Source organism: uncultured Aliiroseovarius sp. (genome assembly GCF_947492455.1).
Lineage (GTDB): Bacteria > Pseudomonadota > Alphaproteobacteria > Rhodobacterales > Rhodobacteraceae > Aliiroseovarius.
Map to the genome: position 1 here is coordinate 460,831 of NZ_CANLNB010000004.1, position 22,157 is coordinate 482,987.

Annotated in this window: 18 protein-coding genes and 1 tRNA gene; 8 read left to right on the top strand and 11 right to left on the bottom strand. The window is 60.5% G+C overall.

Annotated features, from left to right (window positions below):
* Positions 1-7 precede the first annotated feature (7 nt).
* Entirely contained in the window at positions 8-1,897 is a 1,890-nt protein-coding gene (locus Q0677_RS12150; protein ID WP_298910130.1) for an ABC transporter ATP-binding protein, read from the bottom strand.
* Entirely contained in the window at positions 1,897-2,580 is a 684-nt protein-coding gene (locus Q0677_RS12155) for a tyrosine-protein phosphatase (RefSeq protein ID WP_298910133.1), read from the bottom strand. The genes Q0677_RS12150 and Q0677_RS12155 overlap by 1 nt, the downstream gene beginning before the upstream one ends.
* Positions 2,581-2,736: 156 nt before the next feature.
* On the opposite strand from Q0677_RS12155, the gene Q0677_RS12160 reads away from it, so the two are divergent.
* Entirely contained in the window at positions 2,737-3,936 is a 1,200-nt protein-coding gene (locus Q0677_RS12160; RefSeq protein ID WP_298910135.1) for an aminotransferase class V-fold PLP-dependent enzyme, read from the top strand.
* A gap of 143 nt (positions 3,937-4,079) precedes the next feature.
* On the opposite strand, the gene Q0677_RS12165 is transcribed toward Q0677_RS12160, so the two are convergent.
* Positions 4,080-5,192, bottom strand: a complete 1,113-nt coding sequence (locus Q0677_RS12165) for a pyridoxal phosphate-dependent aminotransferase (protein WP_298910138.1) — start codon at positions 5,190-5,192, stop codon at positions 4,080-4,082.
* A gap of 85 nt (positions 5,193-5,277) precedes the next feature.
* Positions 5,278-8,403 (bottom strand): valine--tRNA ligase, encoded by a 3,126-nt coding sequence (locus Q0677_RS12170; protein ID WP_298910473.1) that lies wholly within the window; start codon positions 8,401-8,403, stop codon positions 5,278-5,280.
* Positions 8,404-8,671: 268 nt separating this feature from the next.
* On the opposite strand from Q0677_RS12170, the gene Q0677_RS12175 reads away from it, so the two are divergent.
* Positions 8,672-9,010, top strand: coding sequence for a hypothetical protein (locus Q0677_RS12175; RefSeq protein WP_133489414.1), 339 nt, complete (start codon positions 8,672-8,674; stop codon positions 9,008-9,010).
* 75 nt (positions 9,011-9,085) lie between these two features.
* On the opposite strand, the gene Q0677_RS12180 is transcribed toward Q0677_RS12175, so the two are convergent.
* Both Q0677_RS12180 and Q0677_RS12185 read right to left on the bottom strand, forming a co-directional pair.
* Positions 9,086-10,732, bottom strand: a complete 1,647-nt coding sequence (locus Q0677_RS12180; protein WP_298910142.1) for an alpha-D-glucose phosphate-specific phosphoglucomutase — start codon at positions 10,730-10,732, stop codon at positions 9,086-9,088.
* A 43-nt stretch (positions 10,733-10,775) separates the two neighbouring features.
* A complete protein-coding gene (locus Q0677_RS12185; RefSeq protein WP_133489416.1) occupies positions 10,776-11,207 on the bottom strand; it encodes an Lrp/AsnC family transcriptional regulator in 432 nt (143 codons plus the stop codon).
* A gap of 123 nt (positions 11,208-11,330) precedes the next feature.
* Here Q0677_RS12185 and Q0677_RS12190 point away from each other — a divergent pair, with 123 nt between their 5' ends.
* A complete protein-coding gene (locus Q0677_RS12190; protein ID WP_298910149.1) occupies positions 11,331-12,470 on the top strand; it encodes a type III PLP-dependent enzyme in 1,140 nt (379 codons plus the stop codon).
* On the opposite strand, the gene Q0677_RS12195 is transcribed toward Q0677_RS12190, so the two are convergent.
* Together Q0677_RS12195 and metF are read right to left on the bottom strand one after the other, a co-directional pair.
* Positions 12,467-12,946 carry a PaaI family thioesterase gene (locus Q0677_RS12195; protein WP_298910152.1) on the bottom strand — a complete coding sequence of 160 codons (480 nt, stop codon included), beginning with the start codon at positions 12,944-12,946 and terminating at the stop codon, positions 12,467-12,469. The two genes, Q0677_RS12190 and Q0677_RS12195, sit on opposite strands and share 4 nt — an antisense overlap.
* A 106-nt stretch (positions 12,947-13,052) precedes the next feature.
* Entirely contained in the window at positions 13,053-13,919 is an 867-nt protein-coding gene (gene metF, locus Q0677_RS12200) for a methylenetetrahydrofolate reductase [NAD(P)H] (protein ID WP_298910155.1), read from the bottom strand.
* 98 nt (positions 13,920-14,017) lie between these two features.
* On the opposite strand from metF, the gene Q0677_RS12205 reads away from it, so the two are divergent.
* The 3 genes from Q0677_RS12205 to Q0677_RS12215 all read left to right on the top strand — a co-directional run bounded on the left by Q0677_RS12205 (position 14,018) and on the right by Q0677_RS12215 (position 16,059).
* Positions 14,018-14,923, top strand: coding sequence for a LysR family transcriptional regulator (locus tag Q0677_RS12205; protein WP_298910157.1), 906 nt, complete (start codon positions 14,018-14,020; stop codon positions 14,921-14,923).
* A 71-nt stretch (positions 14,924-14,994) separates the two neighbouring features.
* Complete coding sequence (locus Q0677_RS12210) at positions 14,995-15,780, top strand: inositol monophosphatase family protein (RefSeq protein WP_298910159.1); 786 nt, start codon at positions 14,995-14,997, stop codon at positions 15,778-15,780.
* Between the two features lie 81 nt (positions 15,781-15,861).
* Entirely contained in the window at positions 15,862-16,059 is a 198-nt protein-coding gene (locus Q0677_RS12215; protein WP_298910162.1) for a hypothetical protein, read from the top strand.
* Between the two features lie 75 nt (positions 16,060-16,134).
* On the opposite strand, the gene Q0677_RS12220 is transcribed toward Q0677_RS12215, so the two are convergent.
* Together Q0677_RS12220 and putA are read right to left on the bottom strand one after the other, a co-directional pair.
* Positions 16,135-16,884, bottom strand: a complete 750-nt coding sequence (locus Q0677_RS12220) for a rhomboid family intramembrane serine protease (protein ID WP_298910165.1) — start codon at positions 16,882-16,884, stop codon at positions 16,135-16,137.
* Positions 16,885-16,931: 47 nt separating this feature from the next.
* Positions 16,932-20,375 (bottom strand): bifunctional proline dehydrogenase/L-glutamate gamma-semialdehyde dehydrogenase PutA, encoded by a 3,444-nt coding sequence (gene putA / locus Q0677_RS12225; RefSeq protein WP_298910167.1) that lies wholly within the window; start codon positions 20,373-20,375, stop codon positions 16,932-16,934.
* A gap of 105 nt (positions 20,376-20,480) precedes the next feature.
* Between putA and Q0677_RS12230 the strand changes: the two genes are divergently transcribed.
* Both Q0677_RS12230 and Q0677_RS12235 read left to right on the top strand, forming a co-directional pair.
* A complete protein-coding gene (locus Q0677_RS12230; RefSeq protein ID WP_298910169.1) occupies positions 20,481-20,954 on the top strand; it encodes an Lrp/AsnC family transcriptional regulator in 474 nt (157 codons plus the stop codon).
* A gap of 47 nt (positions 20,955-21,001) precedes the next feature.
* Positions 21,002-21,088 (top strand) — tRNA-Leu (locus Q0677_RS12235).
* 73 nt (positions 21,089-21,161) lie between these two features.
* Here the strand turns inward: Q0677_RS12235 and Q0677_RS12240 are convergent.
* Positions 21,162-22,151, bottom strand: coding sequence for an ABC transporter substrate-binding protein (locus Q0677_RS12240; RefSeq protein WP_298910170.1), 990 nt, complete (start codon positions 22,149-22,151; stop codon positions 21,162-21,164).
* Positions 22,152-22,157: the final 6 nt, after the last annotated feature.

Consider the following 22,157-nt stretch of genomic DNA (forward strand, 5'->3'; position numbering starts at 1 on the left):
CCAAGGGTCAGTCCTTGCGCTTGCGCCACAAGCTGCCCGATAGAATGCCGCGGAACGACCAGCGGGGTGGTTCCTTGGCTTCCTTGGGCAGATAGACCTTGTCTTTGTGTGTGGATGTGCTGTCCGGCGCGTCGCCACCGCCATCCTGAAACTGAAGATTATAGAGCTGCGCATAAAGGCCACCGCGCTCTAGTAACTCGTCATGGGTGCCCTGATCCACCACGCGGCCCTGATCCATCACGACGATCTTGTCGGCATCGCGCACGGTAGACAGGCGGTGCGCGATGACCAGCGTCGTGCGGCCCTTGGACAGGGTGTCCAGCGCCTGCTGTACCAGCTTCTCGGATTTCGTGTCGAGCGCCGAGGTCGCCTCGTCCAACAGCAAGACCGGCGCATCGCGCAGCACCGCGCGTGCAATAGCAACCCGCTGGCGCTGTCCGCCCGACAGGTTCGAGCCACGCGGCCCAGCAGGGCTGTCCAGCCCGTGCTCCAGCCGTGGCAGGAAGTCCGCCACATGCGCCGTGTCCAGCGCGTGTTTCATCATTGCGTCGTCTACGTCTTCGCGCCCCATCAGGATGTTGTCGCGCAGCGTTTCGTCAAACAGCAGTGCCTCTTGGCTAACCACCGAGAACAGCCCGCGCAGCTGATCCAGCGGCAAGGCGGTCACGTCCGCGCCGCCGATCTTGACCACGCCTGTCTTGGCATCCGCCAAACGCGTTAGCAGGTTAAACACGGTGCTTTTGCCCGCGCCGGAGGCCCCCACCAGAGCGGTGGTTTTGCCCGCCTCAGCGGTGAAGCTCGCACCACGCAGGATAGGCGTGTCGCCATAGGCAAAATTCACGTTGTCCAGCACGATATCCGCCTGCGCGGCCTTGGCGGGCAGGGCGGCGGGTTTGGCCGGGGACAGGATCGACGGGCGCTGGGCGAAGACGTCGCGGATCCGCATCATGCTGGCCATCGCCGCCTGCCACCCGCCGGACACTTTGCCCAGATTGCGCAGCGGATCAAAGACCAGCGCCATTGCAGTGAAGAAGCTCATGAATTCGCCCACGGTTTTTACGCCCGCATTGATCTGCAACCCGCCATAGACCAGCACGCCGAAGAAGCCGATCGCGGCGATGATGTCGATCAGGGCCACGATGGCGCCCTGGTTGGCCTGGCTCTGTAGGTGGGTCTTGGCGAAGACGTCAATCTCGCGATCGACGCGGGATTGTTCATGCTTCTCAGTCCCCGACAGTTTGATCGAGTTGATGCCGTGGAAGATCTCGTCCAACCGGGTCGAGATTTGGGCGGCAGCTCCCCGGCTGTCTGTCGTCGTCTTGCGCACGCGCTTTTGCAGGATGCCCATTGGGTAGGTCAGGACGGGCGCAGCCGCCACGGCCACAACGACCCACAGCCAGTCGATCGACATGGCAACCCCCAGAAGGGCCAACAGGGATACGACGTCGCGAGCGACGGCGGCCAGCACGACCTCCCAGATGGTGGCAATGGCCTGCGCATCTCCGCGCACGCGCTCCATCAGCGTGCCGGGCGAGTTGTCGCGGAAATAGCTGCTGTCCAATGTCAGCATATGCGCCACCATGTCCGATTGCAGTTTCGCGGCCACGCGTTGGCCCACATGGACCATCAACACACGGTGTCCGAAGGCAGCGAACGCGCGGGTGACGAAGATGCCCGCGACGATCAGGGCGACGACGACGATGGCTTGGGTCGACCCGGACGAGAACGCCACATCAAACATCGGCTTGATCATGTAGCTTAGGCCACCCAGCGCCAGCCCTTCGGTCAGCATCAACAGCATCGCCAGCACCAAAGGCAGGCGATAGGCGCGCATATAGCCCTTCCACAGCCATCGGATCATCTCTTTCTGGTCGGTGCGGGCAGTGTCAGAACTCATTACTTTTTCCGTTTCGCCTGAAAGGCTTGGGTGATTGCCTCGGGGTCATAGTGCTGTGTCAGCCAATCCCGGATCGAGATCGGGTCGTTCTTGTAGTGATCGGCATAGGCATTGATCATCGCAGTTAGAATACCCGCTTTCGACCAGCGTTGGTGGGCGTATTTCAAGGACAGCTGCGCGCGCGCGTCGTCAACCGCCGCGCCACATTGGTCCAACAGATAAAGCGCCGACGCGATGCCGGTGCGATCTGCGCCGGATTTGCAGTGGATCAGAAACGGCTTTTCGGCGCGTTCCATGATGTTCAGCAACTCCAAATAAACCTCACGCTCCATCGCAGCGTAGGCGGTCATCTGGTGATCGATCAACGTCATGCCATAGTCGCGGCAGGCTTCGACCTCGAACAGATAGTGCGAGAATTTGCTCTCGCCCCGCAGGTTGATCACGGTCTTGATCCCGGCCGCTTTCAGCGCCGGAAAATGCACCGGATCGGGCTGGTTCGACCGCCACGCATCGGGCGACAGCTGATAGCGATTGGGCAGAACCCGGCGCACGAAGGAATGGTCGATGATGTTGCTGCGCAGCCGTGCTGCACGCCGTGCTTCGGGCGTCGAGATGTCCATCCCGAACCCGTTCTTCCACGCACGTTCGCGTCGTTTGATCTTGGCATACAAGCTCTTGAACATGCGGTTTCGGTCCAGATCTGAGTTTCCGCCCAAAAGGGTACCTACGGGATGTAGCTTGTCCGCGCGCCACAAACAAGAAGGTGGCCCTGACTACGGCGTTGACGCAATTGGGATGGCGCATTACCGCTTGAGGTCTGAGAAGTGAAAGAGCCCCCCATGTCCCTATCCCACGGTCGTTCCTATCTGGCCATTCCCGGCCCCTCGGTCATGCCGGACCGCGTGCTGCAAGCCATGCATCGCGCGGCCCCGAACATCTATGCGGGCGAGGTCGTGGACATGATGCCGGGGCTGATTGGCGGGCTGAAATCGGTCGCCCGCACCCGGCATCACGCGGTGATCTATATCGCCAATGGCCACGGTGCGTGGGAAGCGGCGCTGTCCAACACGCTGGCGCCCGGCGACAAGGTGTTGTCGCTATGCACCGGGCGGTTCGGACATGGTTGGAGTGAAATGGCGAGCGGGCTGGGTATCGATCCGGTGATCGAGGAGTTCGGTTTGAAAACCCCCGTTGATCCCACCCGTGTTGAGGCGCTTTTGCGCGCCGACACTGCACATGCGTTGAAGGCGGTTCTGCTGACCCATGTGGATACGTCGACGTCGATCCGGAACGACGTGGCGGCAGTGCGCGCGGCGATGGATGCTGCGGGCCACCCAGCACTGTTGATGGTGGATTGTATCGCCTCGATGGGCTGTGACCGGTTCGAGATGGACGAGTGGGGCGTGGATGTCGCCATCGCGGCCTCGCAAAAGGGGCTGATGGTGCCGCCGGGCATGGGGTTTGTGTTCTTTAATGATAAGGCCGCGACCGCCCGTGCCGCCAATCCCCGCGTGTCGCGCTATTGGGATTGGGAACCGCGCGCCAATCCGGAGCTCTTCTATCAGTATTTCGGTGGTACCGCCCCGACACATCACCTCTATGACCTGCGGGAATCTTTGGCGATGATTGCAGATGAAGGCGGGATGGAGGCTGTATGGGCGCGTCACACCCATCTGGCCCGCGCGATCTGGGCGGCGTTTGACGCGTGGGGGGCGGATGGCCCGTTGCAGATGAACGTGACCGATCCCGCGCATCGCTCGACCGCTGTGACCTCGCTGCATGTCGGTGCGCCACACGGCACCGCGCTGCGCAACTGGACCGAGCAGAACATGGGCGTCACACTGGGTATTGGCCTTGGTATGTCCACGCCCGAAGACCCCCACGGCGACGGATTTTTCCGTTTGGGCCATATGGGGCATGTGAACGCGCCGATGGTGATGGGCGCGCTGTCCGCCATTCAGTCGGGCCTGACCGCGCTGGGCATCCCGCATGGTGCGGGCGCGCTGGACGCTGCGGCGCAGGTGATCGCCGAAGTCTAACGTGCCGGGAACGCACCTTGTGCTACATGGTATTTGTTGGCTCACGTTGTGAGCCTGATGGGGCTTTGCCCCCGAGCGATCTTCCTTTGGAAGATCCCTCTCCCCCAAGGTATTGTGGGCAAGAGGAAAGTGGGAGGGTCGGGCTATTTTCTGGCGGATGCGAGCGCTTTGGGGAGGGCGGCGGCGAAGGTGTCCAACTCCTCGGGCCGGCCTGCCGAAATGCGGATGCAGCGGTTTTGCGGGGCGGCAAAGGGCATGCGGACGAAGACGTCCAGCGCAATGAGCTGATCCAAGACCGCCTTGGCGAACGCCGCATCCTGTCCGCAATCCACGGCTACGAAATTGGTGGCTGAGGGCAGGGTGGTTAGCCCGCCCGCGCGCGCGATCTGGTCAATTCGGGCGCGGGCTTCGGCCACATTCGCGACCACCTGCGAAAGATACTCCTGATCCTTCAAAGCGGCCAACGCGCCTGCCTGAGACATCCGGCACATGCCGAAATGGTTGCGGATCTTGTTGAAGGCGGTGATCAGGTCGGCCTGTCCAATCGCATAGCCAACCCGCGCGCCCGCCATCCCGTACGCTTTCGAGAATGTGCGCATACGGATCACGCGCGGATCGTCTGTGTTCAGCGCAGGCGCGGTGCCTTCCGGAGCAAATTCGATATAGGCCTCGTCCAGCACCAGTAGGCAGCCCTCGGGCACCGCGTCGATCATGCGCTGAATGGTCTCGGCATCATGCCAGGTTCCCATCGGGTTGTCCGGGTTGGCGATGTAAACCAGCTTGGCACCGACCTCGACCGCCTTGGCGATCAGCGCCACGGGGTCTTCGTGATCGTCCTTATAGGGAACTGTTTCCAGCACGCCCCCAAAGCCCGCGACGTGGTAGTTGAAGGTCGGATAGGCCCCTTGCGACGTCACGACCGTGTCGCCCGGTCCAATGAGTAGTCGCACCAGATAGCCAAGGATCCCGTCGATCCCTTCGCCCACCAGAATGCTTTCCGGTGCGATGCCGTGGTGGTCGGCCAGCGCATGACGCAGGTCGTAGTTTTCCGGGTCGCCATACATCCAGACATCACCTGCTGCGGCTTGCATCGCAGCAATCGCGCGCGGGGAGGGGCCAAACGTGTTCTCATTCGCGCCCAGCCGTGCCGCAAACACACGCCCGCGGGCGCGTTCCTGCGTTTCGGGACCGACGAAGGGTACGGTTGCAGGAAGGCTGTCGGCAAGCGGGGTCAGGCGGGCATGGGTCTTGGTCATGCTTTTGTTAGAGCAGGGCGCAGGCAGACGGGCAAGGTTGAAATGACGCGCCAAAAGAAAAGGCCGGGTTGCCCCGGCCAGTCCATTAGATTTCTTTCAGACGATCGAGTGCGGCGTTCAACGTCGCCTCTTCCTCTTCCCGGGCGGCGAGGTTCGCCTTGGTCTCGGCCAGAACCTCAGCCGGGGCGTTTTCTGCGAATTTCGGGTTCTTCAGACGGCCGCGCAGACCACCCAGTTCCTTGGCCAGCTTGCCCAGCGTCTTCTCAAGCCGCGCGATTTCTTCGTCCACGTCGATGATCTCGGCCAGAGGCAGGGCGAAGATGCCACCTGCCACGGCGACCGTGATGCAGCCCTTGGGCAGCTCGGCCATTTCTGTGATCGAATCCACACGCGCCATACGCATCACCAGCGCTTGGTTATTTTCCAAGGCAGTGCGTCCAGCCGCGTCCAGTTCCTGCTGGATCACCGGGATTTTCAGACCTGCGGGGACGTGCATCTGCGAACGGGCAGAACGGATGTTTTCGATCAGCGAGATCACCCAGTTCATTTCGCGCGCGGCGTCTTCGTCCGTCAGCTCGGCGCCATATTCCGGCCAATCGGCGTGGATCAGCATCTTCGGGCGCTCGGCGATCTGGCCCCACAGCTCTTCGGTCACGAACGGCATGATCGGGTGCAGCATGATCAGGCACTGGTCGATGACCCATGCCATGGTCGCGCGGGTCTCGGCGACTACAGCCGCGTCATCCGAGTTCAGAAGCGGCTTCGAGAACTCGACATACCAGTCGCACACCTTGCCCCAGACATATGCATAAAGCCCGTGTGCGGCGTCGTTGAAACGATAGGCGGTCAGCGCGGCGTCCACATCTTCGCGGATCTTCGCGGTTTCCGAGATTATCCAGCGGTTCACCGTCTGCGTCGGGCTTTTCGGATCGAAATCCGCGACCGGTTTACAGTCGTTCATTTCGGCGAAACGTGCAGCATTCCAAAGTTTGGTGCCGAAATTCCGGTAACCAGCCACGCGATCCTTGGACATTTTCAACACGCCGCCGATGGATGCCATAGCGGTGTTGGTAAACCGCAACGCGTCCGCACCGTATTCGTCAATGATCTCGAGCGGATCGATCACATTGCCCGTGGTCTTGGACATTTTCTTGCCCTTCTCGTCACGGACCAACCCGTGCAGATAGACCGTGTGGAACGGGTTTTTGTGGCAGACAGCCTGAGACATCATCATCATACGCGCGACCCAGAAGAACAGAATGTCCTGACCTGTGATCAGCACGTCACCTGGGAAGAAGCGGTTAAGCTCGTCCGTGTCCTGAGGCCAGCCCAGCGTGCCAAAGGGCCACAGGCCAGACGAGAACCATGTGTCGAGCACGTCGGGGTCACGCCAGACCGGGTAGACCAGCTTGGTGGGATCCTGCGATGTCTCATAGGCTGCAAGGCTTTCAGCCAGCATGTGAATGGCTTCGGCACGGGTGGCCACTTCGACCACACGAGCGTGGTTGAGCGGCGCGGGCAGCATGACCAGAACCTCGTCAAACTTCGGCGCGACCGCGTCGAAGTCATGGGCACAGTGGCTGTGCTCGTGACCCGGCAGAAGGTCTTGGTCCAGAAGCAGACGGCCCATTTCGACCAGGTCAAGTTCGTTATCGTTCTCGTCGTCCTTGAAACCTTGGCCGGACAGATCAAGGCCGTACCAAACGGGCACCTGATGGCCCCACCACAACTGACGCGAGATACACCACGGCTCGATGTTTTCCAGCCAGTGATAGAAGGTTTTCTCGCCGCTTTCAGGCAGAATTTTCACGTCGCCGTTGCGCACCGCGTCCAGCGCGGGGCCGGCGATCTTCTCAGCGTCCACGAACCATTGGTCGGTCAGCATCGGCTCAATGACGACTTTCGAGCGGTCGCCGAAGGGCTGCATGATCGGCTTGTTTTCGACGTAAGGCACGGTGCCGGTGACCTCTTCACCGTCGACCTCGACGGTTTTGGTGATCATCACGGCGAGACCTTCTGCGGTGATCTGATCGACTACCAGCTTACGGGCCTCGAACCGGTCCAGCCCGCGGAATTCATCCGGGACAAGGTTCATCGCGGCGATCTTCGCCTCGTCAAAGGTTTCTTCGCCGTTCGCAATGCGCTGGGCGGTCGCCGCTTCGTCCGCATAGGGCAGGCCATCGGCCCGCATCGCGCCGCGTGTGTCCATCAGCGAATACATCGGGATGCCGCCGCGCTTGGCAACCTGATAGTCGTTGAAGTCATGCGCGCCGGTGATCTTCACGGCACCAGACCCGAAATTCATGTCCGGGTATTCATCGGTGATGATGGGGATCAGGCGGCGATGCTCTTTCGGACCAACAGGGATTTCACAGAGCTTGCCCACGATGGGCGCATAGCGTTCGTCATCGGGGTGCACGGCAACAGCGCCGTCGCCCAGCATGGTTTCCGGTCGGGTCGTTGCGATCGAGATATAGTCGCGCTCTTCTTCCAGCGTGATATTCCCGTCTTCGTCCTTCTCGACATAGGTATAGGTCGCACCACCGGCCAACGGGTATTTGAAGTGCCACATGTGGCCCGGGGTCTCGATATTCTCGACCTCAAGATCCGAGATTGCGGTTTCGAAATGCGGGTCCCAGTTGACCAGACGCTTGCCGCGATAGATCAGGCCTTTGTCGTACATATCGACGAAGACCTTCAGAACGGCATCGTGGAAGTTGGCAGAGTTCTCGTGACCCGTACGCGGATCGCCCGGAGCACCGGCCATGGTGAAGGCGTTGCGGGACCAGTCGCAGGTCGAGCCCAGACGCTTCAGCTGTTCGATGATGGTCGAGCCGTATTCGCCCTTCCATTCCCAGACCTTCTCGAGAAACTTCTCGCGGCCCAGATCACGGCGACCGGGCTGCTGGGTTTCGGCCAGCATCTTTTCGACCTGAAGCTGGGTGGCGATGCCTGCGTGGTCCTGACCGGGCTGCCACAGCGTGTCAAAGCCCCGCATACGGTGCCAGCGGATCAGGATGTCCTGCAGCGTGTTGTTGAACGCGTGGCCAAGGTGCAGCGCGCCCGTCACGTTGGGCGGCGGGATCATGATGGTGAAGCTGTCGGCGCCGGGTTTGGCATTTGCGCCGGCTTTGAAGGCGCCAGCCTCTTCCCAGGTCTGATAGATGCGTGCTTCGGCAGAGGCTGCGTCGAAGGTCTTGTCCATGGCCATGGTGGTCGTCCCAAATCTCATAAATCAAAGACCGTTTACCCAAGTGGGCGGCAAAGGGAAACCCCGCCTGCGCCCAAGGGGTCGGGGAATGGTGAAATTGACTGGATTGACCGGGAGATCGGGGGTTATCCGGAAATGGTTAACGAATGAAAGGGTTGGATGGGGTTTTGACAAATTGATGCCATATTCAACCCGTAGCAGTTCGGGCCACGCGACGGATCAATCTATGCTGTCTGACGGAAACCCGGATCAACAGGCGAATACACATATGAAAAAAGCACTCCTTCTTTTGGCGTTCACCCCCACTATGGCTCTGGCACAGGAACAGACCTTCAATTGCGAGGTTCCGAACGGAAATCTACCTGAAATGGCCGTGACCTTGGTGGCGATTGACGGTGGCAAGGATGGATATCTGATGATGGGTGGCGAAAAGAAGACGGCCAGTGTCTATCCCGGTCTGGATTCGGTGACGTATCTGATGTTCAGCGACGACTACAGCTATACGCTGCACTACAATGTGAACCTGAAAGACGGACACTATGACTTCTCTGCCTCGGGTGCCAAGTCGGGCTGGGGACGCGGAACCTGCACGGAAGTGACGGGCTAACCTACTCCGAGAATTGACAAACGCCCGGTCAAGCGCTGGGCGTTTTGCTTTTATGCCTGTCCGCTGTACTTGTGTTTAGCTGACAACATCCGGCCCGGTGCGGCCCAGCATCTTTTCGATCTTGGCGATCTGCGAGGTGGCGGCAATGACCTCTGACAGCGCCTCTTGCGTGTCGCGGGTCAGGTCGCCATCTGGCGCGGCGTATTGCTCGAGATAAACCCGCAACGTCGCGCCTTCGGTCCCGGTGCCTGACAGACGCAGCATGGCGCGTGCGCCGCCTTCATAGGTCAGGATGAGGCCTTGCCCGGTGGCGACCGAGCCGTCGATTGGATCGGTATAGGCGAAATCCTCGGCGGCACTTACGGCCAGCCCGGCTGCGGCCTGGCCGGGCAGGGTGGGTAGCCGTTCCTTCAGGTCGGCCATGACGGCATTCGCAGCGTCGGTGTCCAGCCCTTCGTAATCATGGCGGGAATAGTAGTCCCGACCATAGGTCTGCCAGTGATCCAGCAGAATATCGGCCACGCTTTCGCCGCGCACCGCTAAGATGTTTAGCCACAAGAGCACCGCCCACAGCCCATCCTTTTCGCGGACATGGTCCGATCCAGTACCTGCGCTTTCTTCGCCGCAGAGCGTGGCGCGGCCAGCATCCAGTAGGTTGCCGAAAAACTTCCAACCGGTGGGGGTCTGGAAGGCCTCGATCCCCAGCTTTTCCGCCACGCGGTCCGACGCCGCCGAGGTGGGCATCGAGCGTGCCACACCCGCAATCCCGTGCGCGTAGCCGGGGGCAAGATGCGCATTGGCCGCCAGCACCGCCAGACTGTCGGACGGCGCCACATAAATGCCGCGGCCCACAATCATGTTCCGGTCGCCATCTCCGTCTGAGGCCGCGCCGAAATCCGGCGCATCCGGCCCGTGCATATGATCGTACAGCACCTTCGCCCACACGGGGTTGGGGTCCGGATGTCCGCCGCCGAAATCTTCCAACGGGATGGCATTCACGACCGAGCCGGGCGCGGCCCCAAGGCGATGTTCCAGAATTTCGGTGGCATATGGCCCGGTGACCGCGTGCATCGCGTCAAAGCGCAGGGTGAAGCCCGCGCTGATCATCTTGCGGATGGCGTTGAAATCGAACAGCTCTTCCATCAGCGTCGCGTAATCTGCGACCGGATCGACGACCTCGATCTCCATGCCGCCAGCTGTGTACGTGCCCAGATCGCTGAGGGTATTCAGCGTTTTGGGTAGATCCCCCATGATCCGGTAGCTTGAGATATCTTCAGCACAAGCCACGATCTTATCCGTGATCGCTTCCGGCGCTGGCCCGCCATTTTCGGTGTTGTATTTCAGACCAAAATCGCCGTTCGGTCCACCCGGATTATGGCTGGCCGATAGGATAAACCCGCCATCGGCACCCCGCTTCCGGATTAGGTGGCTGACCGCAGGGGTCGATAGAATGCCGTTCTGCCCAACGATGATTTTCGCCACGCCATTCGCGGCGGCCATGCGCAGGATCGTGGCGATGGCGTCGCTGTTGAAAAAGCGCCCGTCGCCGCCCAAAACAAACGTCTTTCCGGCAGGCGTAATCGCGTTGAAAATCGCTTGCGTGTAGGTCTCCAGATAGCCGGGTTCGGAAAACACAGCGACCTTCTTGCGCAGCCCTGATGTCCCCGGTTTTTGCCCCGCGATCGGAGCAGTTTCAATGGTGTGAACGTCTTTAGGCTGCAAGAACTTGGTCCTTGAAAAGGGAATTAACTATATCGCGACAATCTTAGCCCAGCCGGTCGATCCGCGTCGAGAGGTGGATCAGACTTTCCGAGCCTTTCACCCCGTCGATCTCGCCAATCGCGTCCAAGACCTCGTCCAGCAACGCGGTGGAGGGTGCCGCCAGTTGCAGCACCATATCCCAGCGGCCCGAGGCCGTGTGGGCGGCTTCGACCTGCGTCAGGGTTTTCAGGCGGGCCAGAACTGCTGGGGTCGAGCGTGGTTCGATTGAAATCAACACGGTTGCGCGGATGCGATCCCCGCGCGCTGCGTCCCCCAGTCGAAGCGCATAGCCCGCGATAATGCCTTTCTCTTCAAGGCGTTCGATCCGTGCCTGCACGGTCGAGCGCGCCAGCCCCAAACGCCGCGCCAAAGTTGCCACCGGCAGGCGGGCGTTGCTTTCAAGCTGCGCCAGAAGTTCGCGGTCTGTGTCGTCCATGTGTCAGGTCTTTCTATCAATCTGACGACATTTAACCGGCATTTCGTCCGGAGTGCCACTGGAAATCGACGGCACGGATTGAGATTCTAAAGTTAGCGTCAACAGGATCCCGGAAATAAGACCATGAGCAGACAACCCTCGATTTGGCTGACCCCCTTGTCCCACCTCAAGACCGAGCGCCCGATGCAGCCGGTCATGTATTTCGCGCCCGCCGTGCTGCAATCCACCGCGCGCCGCTTTATTGCGGGGTTTGATGGGTTGGTGACCTATGCGGTCAAAGCCAACGATGCGCCGATGGTGTTGGAGAACCTCGTGACCGCCGGCCTACAGGCCTTCGATGTGGCCAGCCCGGCCGAGATGTTGGCGCTGCGTGCGGTCTCTCGCGATGTTGAAATGCATTATAACAACCCGGTGCGCTCCCGTGCCGAGATCGCACAGGCCGTGGCGCTGAACGTGCAATCCTATTCCGTGGACAGCGCACGCGAACTGGACAAGCTGATCGCGCAGGTTCCGCCGCAAGGTGTTGAGATCTCTGTCCGTTTGGCGCTTCCGGTTGACGGCGCGGCCTATAATTTCGGGGCAAAGTTCGGCGCGGATCCCGATCAGGCGGTCGCGCTGCTTCAGCATGCGCAGGCGGCGGGCTTTACGCCGTCGATGACCTTCCACCCCGGCACGCAATGCGCCGATCCTTCGGCGTGGGTCGCCTATGTGTCGCAATGTGCAGACGTCGCGAAACGTGCGGGCATCCGCTTGCATCGCCTGAATGTGGGCGGCGGGTTTGCCGCGAACCGCGGTGTCGCCCCGGACCTTGAAGCGATCTTCCACGCTATCCACGCGGTTGTTGTGGTCGAGTTTGGCGACGACGCTCCGGAACTGGTGTGCGAGCCGGGTCGCGCCATGGTGGCCGAGGCCTTCAGTCTGGCCACCTGCGTCAAAGCCATCCGCGAAGATGGCGCTGTCTATCTAAATGACGGGATCTATGGCGCATTGTCGGAAGCGCCGTCCATTGGCGTGCCGGACCGTCTGAAAACCGTGCGCGCCAACGGCGAAGCGCACCAAGGCGCGTTGGAAAAACGCGTTGTGTTTGGGCCGACCTGCGATTCCATCGACCAATTGCCGGACCCGCTGGCGCTTCCCGAGGATCTGGCGGAAGAGGATTATCTTCTGATTGCAGGCATGGGCGCCTACAGTTTTGCGACCGTCACGCGGTTCAATGGCTATGGCGCGATTGAAACCGTGACGGTGCAGTCGCTGGCGTTTTAAGCAACCTTCATGATGATACAGGTGGTCGAGCCGGTGGCATAAAGTTTGCCATCCTCGACGCCCCGGATCTCGCCATTGGAAATCCCGGTCGAGCGCCCGGCGTGTTGAACCTGTGCCGTGGCCTCGATCAACATGCCACGCGGGATGGGGCGCAGGATATTCACCTTGTATTCCAATGTGGTGTAGACTGATCCCTTCGGGACACGGGTCATCACCGCGCAGGCCATCGCGCTGTCCAGAAGCGTGCCGTACCAGCCGCCATGCACGGTGCCCATCGGGTTACAGTGCTCGAATTCGGGGGTGCCGTGGAAGGTGACCTTTCCATCTTCGACCGCATGTAGGTGGTAGTTTAGCGTCACTCCGATGGGCGGTCCGGGCACGGTGCCATTCAGGACGCCTTGCATAAACTCCAGCCCCGACATCGAGGCGGTGACGTCAAGCGTTGGCAGTTGATCGAACGAGGTTGCGTGCAGCATGAAAAAGGCCTTTCCGAAGCAGTGTTCGGAAAGGCTAGGTGGTGAGTGTGTTCATGCAAGACTTACGCAGGGTCACAAGGTTTGTGACGTCGTGGCGTGGCCTTGGTCAGGCAACTTTCGCCAGATTGACTTGCGGCGTGACGCCCAGTGCGTGGGCCACATCGCGGGTCAGGCTGGGTTTGTTCAGCGTGTAGAAATGCAGGTCTTCCACGCCACCGTCGATCAGATCCGAGCACAGCTCGGTGCAAAGCGCGGTGGCCAGAAGGTCGGTGCGGTCGTCACGTTCGGCCTTCTGGAACGCATCATCCAGCCAGCTGGGGATTGCAGTGCCGCAACGCTCGGCGAATTTGCGCACGCCTTTCCAGTTTTCGATGGGCAGGATGCCCGGAATGATCGGCACATCGATCCCGGCCTTTTCGCATTTGTCGCGGAAGCGGAAGAACGTGTCCGCCTCGAAGAAGAACTGCGTGATAGCCGAACCTGCGCCCGCATCTACCTTGCGCTTCAGCCATGCGACGTCAGCGTCCAGATCGGCGGCTTCGGGGTGGGGGTCAGGATAAGCGCCCACGCGGATGTGGAAGTCTCCGGTGTTGGCCAAGGCCTCGATCAGCTCGATCGAGTTCGCAAAGCCATCTTCGCGGGCGGTGAAGCGATCCGCGCCTTTTGGGGCATCCCCACGCAGGGCCACAATTTCCTTCACGCCAACGTCCGCATAGCTTTTCGCAATCGCCAATGTCTCTTCGCGCGAGGCCTCGACACAGGTCAGGTGCGCCGCGACGTTCAGGCCGTAATGCTTGTGGATCGTGCCAACCGCATCATGGGTCAGTTCACGCGTGGTTCCGCCAGCGCCGTACGTGACCGAGACAAAATTGGGATCCAGAGGGGCCAGTTGGCGCACGGTTTCCCACAGGCGGAACGAAGCGTCCAGCGATTGCGGGGGGAAGAACTCGAACGAGATATTAGGCGTGGTCATGGCTTCCTCGGCGGCTGTTTTGCGAAGTTGCCCTCTTGTGCCCCATGATGTGTTGTGAGACAAATTCATAATTCTCACAAAGAACATGAGGTTCGTGCATGTACATCGAGTTCCGCCATCTGCGCACCGTGCGCGCCATCCACCATGCGGGCTCTTTGGCACGGGCGGCGGACATTCTGCACATCACGCAATCCGCGCTGAGCCACCAGATCAAAGGGCTGGAGGAACAGGTCGGGATGGAGCTGTTCCACCGGCGGACCAAGCCCATGCGTCTGAGCCCTGCGGGGATGAAGCTCTTGCGTCTGGCCGAACAAGTGTTGCCGGAAATTGACCGCCTGGAAGAAGAATTTCGCGCGCTGAAGTCTGGCCGTTCGGGCCGGTTGCACATCGCGATTGAATGCCACGCCTGTTTCGATTGGCTGTTTCCGGTGCTCGATAAGCTACGACACGCGTGGCCAGACGTGGATCTGGATATCCGCCAACGCCTTGCCTTTGACGCCATCGAAGCTTTACGGCGCGAGGAAGTGGATTTCGTCATTTCATCCGATCCGGTGGATGTGGCGGGCATTACCTTCTCGCCGCTGTTTGCATATGAGCCGCGGTTTGTCGCGGCAGCCGGGCATCGTCTGGCGGACGAGGATTTCGTCGTCGCCGAGGATTTCGAGCAGGAGTTTTTGCTGACCTATCCCGTGGAGCGCTCGAAAATTGATGTATTCACTGGGCTTTTGACGCCCGAACGGGTCGAGCCGCGCGGAATCAGGCAGGTCGAAATGACCGAGGTCATCCTGATGCTGGTCGCTGCGGGGCGGGGGGTTGCCGTGTTGCCGGACTGGGTTCTGACCGATGCAAAACGCAACCCGGATTTCGTCACAAAACGCCTGACGGAAGGTGGTCTGCGCAAGCAGATGTATGCCGCCACGCGGGACGAAGATACGATGGTGCCCTTCATGGCGCATATGATCCGGCTGTGCCGCTCAGAACCGGTGAAACTTCAGCGCGGTTGACGTCCTTTCAGGCTTGGCAAACAAGGCGTACAGGCGTATACGCGCCGTTTGAAACATCAGGAGTCCTTTCCATGCAAGGCAGTGCAAATCTGAACGTGATGATCAAGGCAGCCCGCAAGGCTGGCCGTAGCCTTGTGAAGGACTTCCGCGAGGTCGAGAATCTGCAGGTCTCGATGAAGGGTGCTGGCGACTTCGTGTCGAAGGCAGACATTGCCGCTGAAAAGATCATCCGCGAAGAGCTGATGGAAGCCCGCCCGAACTATGGCTGGCTGGCTGAAGAAGGCGGCGCGGCCGAGGGCAAAGACCCGACCCGTCGCTGGATTGTCGATCCGCTGGATGGCACCACCAACTTCCTGCACGGCCTGCCGCACTGGGCAATCTCGATTGCGCTGGAACATAAGGGCGAGATTGTCGCCGGTGTGATTTATGACGCCGCCAAGGACGAGATGTTCTATGCCGAAAAAGGCGAGGGCGCATGGCTGAACCAAAGCCGTCTGCGTGTCTCGGGCCGTTCGCGTCTGATCGAATGCATCTTTGCAACGGGCTTACCCTTCGGTGGCCGCGCTGATCTGCCGGAAACGCTGCAAGATCTGGCCCGCATTCTGCCGTCCTGTGCCGGTGTGCGCCGCTTTGGCTCTGCCGCTCTGGATTTGGCCTATGTGGCCGCCGGTCGTTATGACGGGTACTGGGAACGCAGCCTGAATGCATGGGACATCGCTGCCGGTTTGCTGATCGTTAAAGAAGCAGGCGGGATGGTTGAGCCGATAGAAGGTGAAACAATCCTAGATAGCGGAAGCATTGTTGCTGCCAACGAGCCAATCTTTGAGAAATTCGACAATTTGGTGAAAAACCTATAAGCTAAGGGTGGTCTAGGTTGGAAAAGAATTCAACCTGACATATTTGTGCCGCAAACTTAGCAAATAGAGTAGATCATGTTTATGATGCCGCTCAAAAAGTCGAATTTCGCGCGCTTTGCGCGTTGCGAAGATGGTGCTGTGACCGTGGATTGGGTCGCGCTGACTGCTGCCGTTCTGATGATCGGTCTGTTCGCCGGGTTTACCGTCAGTTCAAGCGTCCCGAGCCTTGCAAATAAAATCAGCGAAGTTCTTTCGAACCAGTCGGTCGGCCCGAACTAAGTCTCACGCGCGTTTTCTCACTTCGTTAAGCGCAGGCTGGCTGGGCGTGCCGTGCTGGCCGCATTCGCTTTCCCTTCAATGCTTGCGTCGTCCGGTCCGGGGAATGCTGGTCCGGGTTAGCTTATATTTCGCCTCGGGATGATCGGGGTGACCATCTGTGCGCGACCAGAAGCGCTGTGCGCCAAGCCGCAGCCAGAGCGGCAGGATAAAGGCAAACCCGGCAATAAAGCCCCCGGCATGGGCCCAGTGCGCGACGCCGCCTCCTTCGACCCCAAGGGTGGAAACGCCGTTGAACAGCTGCAATCCGAACCAGACCAATAGGGCGGCCCAAGCCGGGACGGGGATGATTTTGAAGATAATTACGATGATGAACAGCACATCGACCTTGGCCTTCGGAAACAGCAGCAGATACCCCCCCATCACGCCGGCGATTGCACCTGACGCACCGATCATGGGTACAGTGCTGCCGGGGTCAGTAGCGAACTGCAGAAGGGCCGCAGCAATCCCGGTTGCCAGATAAAACAACAGGAAAACCACATGGCCCAACATGTCCTCCAGATTGTCCCCGAAGATCCATAGAAACAGCATATTGCCCGCGAAATGCATGAAACCACCATGCAGGAACATCGAGGTGATGAGCGTTTCCAGCCCAAAACCATGTAACACGCGGGCGGGGATCATGCCGAAATCGATGAAGACCTGCGTCGCCGCCGCGGTGTCATAGAGCGGCCACATATAGAGAAAAACCAACGTGTTCACCGCCAGCAGAGCATAGGTGACCAAGGGGACTCGTTCGGACGGGTTGTGATCGCGAATGGGGAACATGGGCTGACTTGACCCGATGCACGTCACCGGGTCAAGTCATAGGCCGATCAGGCCTTGGTCTGGGCCAGCATCAGAAGCTCGGCATTGCCGCCGGACGCCGTCGTGTCGACGCAGAGGTGGCGTTCGTGGGTCACCGTTTCCGCGGTTGGCGCACCGGTGATCAGAGGCAGGATTGTCCCCGGACGCTTGGCCAGCATGGTCACGATCTGGCGGGCGATGTCGTCCGCGCCCCAGTAGATCACGCCACCGATCCCTTCGATCGCCTCAAGTGTGTCCGGCGCCAAGTTGGGGGCCAAAACAGCGGTGCCGCCAAGCGCTTCAATCGCGCTTTTCTGCGCCTGAGCCGCTGCCGATCCCGGTCCCATGCACAGGAACGGTTCGCGCGGATGGACCGAGAGCTGGTTGAGCTCTCCGGTCGGTCCGGGCAAGCGCGAGGACGAGAGAGTCACGTTGCTCTGCGCTTGGGCAATTAAATTGGACAGCTTGTCTGCGTCGGGCGCAGGCGCGCCGTCATCCTCATGGCGCTCGGCCTGCGCAGGTTGGCAGAACCGATCCATATACATCGGGCCACCCGCCTTCGGGCCGGTGCCAGACAGGCCCTCGCCGCCAAAGGGTTGCGAGCCAACAATCGCGCCGATCTGGTTCCGGTTCACATAGGCGTTGCCCACGTGCATCCGGTCACAGACATGCTGAACGCGGTCGTCGATGCGGGTGTGCAGCCCGAAGGTAAGGCCGTATCCAGTGGCGTTGATCGTGTCGATCACCTGATCCAGTTGGTCCGCTTTGAAGGTGGCGATATGCAGAACCGGGCCGAAGATCTCGCGCTTCATCTCTTCGATCCCGTTCACGCGGATCAGGGTCGGAGCGATGAAATACCCGCCTTCGGGCGCGGTCAGCTCGTGGGCGATGCGACCCTCGGCGCGGGCGGCGTCCACATAGGTCTTGATGCCTTGGAAGGCCTCGTCATCAATCACCGGGCCAAGGTCCGTATGCAGATGCCACGGGTCATCCTGTTTCAACTCGTTCATCGCGCCGATCAGCATTTCGGTCATGGCGTCGGCCACGTCCTCTTGCACGTAGAGGCAGCGCAGGGCCGAGCAGCGCTGGCCTGCCGATTGGAAGCTCGAGGCGACGATGTCGCGCACGGCTTGCTCGGGCAGGGCAGTACTGTCGACGATCATCGCGTTCAGGCCGCCGGTTTCCGCGATCAGCGGAGCAGACGGCGCCATGTTCGCGGCCATAGCACGGCGGATGATCTGCGCGGTTTCGGTCGAGCCGGTGAAGGCCACGCCCCCAATCCGCGCGTCCGAGGTCAGGGCCGCGCCGACGGTCACGCCGTCGCCCGGCAGAAGCTGCAGGACGTCCGTGGGGACGCCCGCCTTATGTAGCAGTTTCACCGCCTCATGGGCGATCAACCCGGTCTGTTCGGCGGGTTTCGCCAACACACCATTGCCCACAGCCAGCGCGCCCGCGATCTGGCCGGTAAAGATGGCCAGTGGGAAGTTCCACGGCGAGATGCAGGTGAACAGCCCTACCGGCGCACGGGAGTGATTGTCGACGCGGCTGGCGTAATAGCGCAGGAAATCAACGGCTTCACGCAGTTCCCCCATGCAATCCAGCCAGATTTTCCCCGCCTCGCGCGACAAAAGCGCGAAGAACAGGCCGAGGTTTTCTTCATACAGATCCGCCGCGCGGTTCAGGACCTTAGCGCGTTCAGACGGGCTGGCGTCCCACGGTTTGGCCGCGGTCAATGCGGTGTCCACATCCTTTGCGCTGGCCCATGTGATTTGGCCAATGGGCGTGTGGGTCGAGGGGTTCTTGACGGTGATCACCGGACCGCCCTTTGGCGTGCCCGCGATCAGCGGTGCAGCCGAGAAATCGGTGCCCGCGAACGCTCCGCGCGCGGCCTCGATCTGATCCAGATGCGGGTCATAGGTCAGGTCCAGACCCATCGAGTTCTTGCGTGCACCGAAAAGTTCCGGACCGGTCGGCACGTGCGGCGCTTCAATAGCGAGGGCATCAAACGGGCAGGCGGCGACCTCTTCCGGGGTGACGCTTTCGTCGACGATCTGGTTCACGAAGGAACTGTTCGCGCCGTTTTCCAGCAGGCGACGCACCAAATAGGCCAGCAGGTCGCGATGCGCACCGACTGGGGCGTAGATGCGGCAGCGGGTCTGGTTCGCATCCATGATGATCTGGTGCAGACGCTCGCCCATGCCGTGCAGGCGCTGGAATTCATAGGCCGCCGTGTCGATGCCCGAGGTTTGAGCTATGTCCAGAATGGCCGCCGCGGTGTGGGCGTTATGGGTGGCGAACTGCGGATAGATGCGGTCGGTCAGGCCAAGCAGTTTCTTGGCGTTGGCAATGTAGCTGACGTCGGTGGCGACTTTGCGGGTGAATACCGGGAAGCCGTCCAGCCCCTCGACCTGCGCGCGCTTGATCTCGCTGTCCCAATAGGCGCCTTTCACAAGACGGACCATGATCTTGCGGTTCAGACGGGTGGCGGTTTCGTGCAGCCAGTCGATCACGGCTCCGGCCCGGTGGCCATAGGCCTGTACCACGACACCAAATCCATCCCATCCGGCCAGCGCCGGGTCTTCCAGTACCTTCTCGATCACGTCCAGAGAAATCTGCAGGCGGTCGGCTTCCTCGGCGTCGATGTTGAAGCCCATGCCTGCCGACTTCGCCAGCTGTGCAAGGGCGGAGACGCGGGGGACCAGCACCTCCATCACACGCTTGTGCTGGGCACGTTCATAGCGTGCAAAAAGCGCGGACAGTTTGACCGAGATACCGGGGTTAGACCGGATGTCGTCCGAGGTGCAGGCGCCCGCGATCTCGGAAATCGCCTTGGCATAGGCCATCTGATAGCGCCGTGCGTCGCTGTCTGTCAGGGCCGCTTCGCCCAGCATGTCGTAGGAATAGGTAAAGCCTTTTTCCTCCATCTTGGATCCGCGTTTCATCGCGGCCCCGATGGTTTCACCCAGCACGAATTGGCTGCCCATTTCCTTCATGGCGCGGCCAACGGCGGTCCGGATGACGGGCTCGCCCAGACGTTTCACGGCCCCCCGCAGGGCACCGGCGATGCCCGGCTCGCGGTCTTCTAAAACCTTGCCGGTCAGCAAAAGCGCCCAGGTCGAGGCGTTCACCAATGACGACGACGAGCGCCCAAGGTGTTTGCCCCAATCGGACGGCGCGATCTTGTCTTCGATCAGCGCGTCGATGGTCTCGGCATCCGGCACGCGCAGCAGGGCTTCGGCCAGACACATCAGCGCGATGCCTTCGTCGGTGGACAGCCCGTACTCGGCCAGAAAGACCTCCATCAACCCGGGATCCGAGCTTTCGCGGATGCCGCGCACCAGTTTCGCTCCGCTGGTCGCAATCCGCGCGCGATCCGCGTCAGACAGATTGGCCGCGTCCACAAGGCCGGCGATATGGCGCTCTTCATCCGTATAGGCGAGGTCATCAATCAATGTGCGCAGATCAGTGGTCATGCGGATCTCCTTACTTGTCGTTGTGACTATCATATCCCAAAGTGACTAGCCAAAATGACTGAAATAGTGCTACAAGGTGATGTTTGAGTCTGAAAGGGTCGAAAAATGCAGGACGAATGGAAAGCCGAGTTTGATCGCTTCGATCGTTTGATTCTGGATATTCTGTCGACGGACGGCCGGATCTCGATCACTGAATTGGCGGGGAAGATCGGGCTGTCAAAATCGCCCACCCAAGCGCGCTTGAAAAAGCTTGAGAAGACCGGCGTGATCACCGGATACCGCGCGCAGATCGACCCGATCCGAATGGGCCGCGATCACGTCGCCTTTGTCGAGGTGAAGCTCTCGGATACGCGCGAGGCTGCTTTGAAGGCGTTCAACGACGGGGTCGCCGCTATTCCCGAGGTCGAGGAATGCTATATGCTCGCCGCGCATTTTGATTATCTCTTGAAGGTGCGCACGCAAGATATGCGTGACTATCGCCGGGTTCTGGGGGAGAAGATCAGCTCTTTGCCGAATGTGGCGCAAAGCTCGACCCATGTGGCGATGCAAGCCGTGAAGGAAGATGGCACGTCAGTGTGATCCGCCGTTGCCCCTGCCTGACTTTAGGGATAGGCAAAGGGGGCTATGCCCGCGTGGTGGAATGGTAGACACAGGAGACTTAAAATCTCTAGGCCGGATAGGCCGTGCCGGTTCGAGTCCGGCCGCGGGTACCAAGCTTTTGACAAGCTTTAGAAACGCAAACGGCGCACCGAAATGGCGCGCCGTTTTCTTTTGTATGTCAGTGGCTTAATTCAGCGCAGCATCGGTGATGGCGCTGGTCCATGCGCCCTCAGGTGCTTTAGTGATCACTGGATCCGAGCCGCCGCCCAGCAGGGTGGCCACGGTGCGCTCATAAGCTGCGACGTCCAGCGAACCGTCCGACCCTGCGGTCAGCTTGCCGATTTCACCGATCATGCGGATCTGGTGGGTTTCGGTCTGGGCGCCGGTTTCGTCATAGTCCAGGATGATCTGGGCAGCAGCCTCGGCGTTTTCCTCGGCCCATTTCCAACCCTTCATCGAGGCGCGTACGAAACGCACCATCTTGTCGGAGAAGGCGGCGTCCGACAGGTTGTCTTCCAGCACATACAGACCGTCTTCCAGCGTCGCGACGCCTTGGTCTTCATACTTGAAGGTGACCAGCTCGTCCGGGCTGACGCCAGAGTCAATCACCTGCCAGTATTCGTTATAGGTCATGGTCGAAATACAGTCGGCTTGGCGCTGCAACAGGGCGTCCACGTTGAAGGCCTGCTTCAGCACTTCCACCCCGGTTTCGCTTTTGCCGTCGGTCGACAGACCCAGCTTGCCCATCCAGTTCATGAAGGGGAATTCGTTGCCGAAAAACCAGACGCCAAGGGTGCGGTTGGCCAGATCAGCGGGCGAAGAAATGCCCACGTCGCCCCAGCAGGTCAGCATCATGCCGGACGAGGCGAAGGGCTGGGCAATGTTCACCAGCGGAAGGCCTTTTTCACGTGCAGCCAAGGCGGCTGGCATCCATTCGACGACCACATCTGCGCTGCCGCCTGCAATCACCTGTGTGGGGGCGATGTCTGGGCCGCCGGGCAGGATGGTGACGTTCAGGTCTTCATCAGCGTAATAGCCGTTTTCGAGCGCCACATAGTAGCCCGCGAACTGGCCCTGCGTGACCCATTTCAGCTGAAGCGTGACGTCGTCTGCCGCGGATGCCGCGCTGGCGCTGACGGCAAGGGCAGCTGCGCCAATCAGTGATTTAAGTTTCATGTCTCT